The sequence below is a fragment of the Rhodococcus sp. DMU2021 genome (assembly GCF_019641445.1).
Classification (GTDB): Bacteria; Actinomycetota; Actinomycetes; order Mycobacteriales; family Mycobacteriaceae; genus Rhodococcus; species Rhodococcus pyridinivorans.
The window spans coordinates 1-1,808 of record NZ_JAIFKB010000073.1; the positions used below are offsets into that span (position 1 = coordinate 1).

At 65.0% G+C, this 1,808-nt stretch carries 1 protein-coding gene and 2 pseudogenes; 1 reads left to right on the top strand and 2 read right to left on the bottom strand.

What is annotated here, in order from left to right:
- A pseudogene (locus tag K3M35_RS26545) lies at positions 1-793 on the bottom strand (IS3 family transposase); the annotation flags it as partial.
- Positions 794-1,047: 254 nt separating this feature from the next.
- On the opposite strand from K3M35_RS26545, the gene K3M35_RS25670 reads away from it, so the two are divergent.
- Entirely contained in the window at positions 1,048-1,674 is a 627-nt protein-coding gene (locus K3M35_RS25670) for a malonic semialdehyde reductase (RefSeq protein ID WP_220667275.1), read from the top strand.
- An 11-nt stretch (positions 1,675-1,685) separates the two neighbouring features.
- Here K3M35_RS25670 and K3M35_RS26550 read toward each other — a convergent pair.
- Positions 1,686-1,808, bottom strand: a pseudogene (locus K3M35_RS26550) (Lrp/AsnC family transcriptional regulator); the annotation flags it as partial.

Consider the following 1,808-nt stretch of genomic DNA (forward strand, 5'->3'; position numbering starts at 1 on the left):
TACAGGTTCGTGCCGCCCCCGACGGGTAGGTAGGTGATGTCGCCGACGTAGCGGCGGTTCGGTTCGCCGGCGGAGAAGTCGCGGCCGATCAGATCGGGGAAACGCCGTCCCGACTGGTCGGGGATCGTGGTGCGCACGCGACGGCGCAGCCGGACGCCGGCTAGGCCGTGCTCGCGCATCACGCGGGCCACCCGCTTGTGGTTGACCCGCCCGTCCGCGGCCGCACCCTCGTTCAGGTCGGCGGTGATCCTGGGTGCCCCCGAGGCACGGTCCCCGCCCAGCGCCGGGTCCTGCAGCACCCGGATCCGCTCAGCCAGCGCCGCATCCTCGGCTTGCCTCGCGGCACGTCCCGGCGCAGCGGCCAGCCACGCATAGAACGACGACCGGGCGATCTCGATGACCTCGCACAACCGCTTCACGCCCCAGGCGTCCTTGTGGTCCTCGACGAACTGGAAGCGGTTCACCAGTTCGTCTCCCCGGCGAAATACTTCGCCGCCTGGCGAAGGATGTCCCGCTCCTCAGCGAGCTTGGCCTGCTCGACCCTCAACGCGGCGTTCTCCGACTCCAGCCGCGCGATCCTCGCCGTCTGTGACTCGGGCCGGCCTCGGCTCGGCGCGACCGGCGCTGCACCCGCCGTCATGGTCCCCGAGCCCAGCTTGTCGACCCACTCCTTCAACGCGCCCCGAGACACGCCCAGATCCGCCGCGATCCCCTTGAGCGTCGCGCCCGGCGTGGACTCATACAAGTCCACCGCCCGACGGCGGAACTCGTCGGTGTAGTTCTTTCTGGCCATCCTTGGATTCTCGCTTCCCTCAGCAGTGTGCTGGATTCCACGTGTCCAAGATCAGGGGTCAAGCTCCCTCTGCGGGTACATCCTCCTCGAGCACCCGGCGATGTACCCGCAGAACTCGTCTTCGACCAATCTTGATGTGAGCGTTCACCATCGCAGCTGATCCAGGCCACGTCGTCACCACGGACCGAGGTCTGCCAGCACCTCGAACCTCGGCATCGCAACGTTCCGACCACACCACGACAACAAGGACGATCGTGACCAACGATGTTGAAAACGCCGCGTGTCCTCATCTGGACGCGGTCGACGAGCAAGCGCTCGAGGCACTGTTCTTCTCTGCGCGCACAGCGAACACCTTCGCTCCTATTCCGGTGTCCGACCAGCAACTCGCCGACATCTGGGAACTGGCGCGATGGGCACCGACCGGGGCGAATACGCAACCGCTGCGAGTGGTGTTCGTGCGAACAGATGCCGGACGCGCCCGACTCACTGCTCACATGTACGAGGGGAACAAGGCCAAGACCGCGTCGGCTCCTGCGGTCGCAATCCTGGCCATTGACACTCGTTTCCACGAATACATGAGCGCACTGCTGCCATTCAAACCGGAAGTCGCTCAGCTCTACGCCTCGAACGAGGCACTCCGTGATGCCAGCGCACGGCTCAATGCTGCTCTGCAGGCCGGCTATTTTATCCTTGCAGTCCGAGCCCGGGGTTTGGCTGCGGGTCCGATGAGCGGTTTCGACGCATCGTCCCTGGACGCCGACTTCTTCCCCGACGGCCGGTGGCGGTCGCTGCTGGTGGTCAACATCGGCCGTCCGGGTAAGAATGCATGGTTGGGAAGACTTCCACGTCTCGACCACACCGAGTGTCTGCGCTGGGAATGATCGACGACCCGTTACTCGGCGAGAAAGTCGAGTAACGGGCGGATCCGATAGTCCACCATCTCCCGCATCACCAGCGCCGTCGTGGTGCGTTTGACGCCTTTGATGTTCAGGATGTCCCCAGCGATGCGATACAG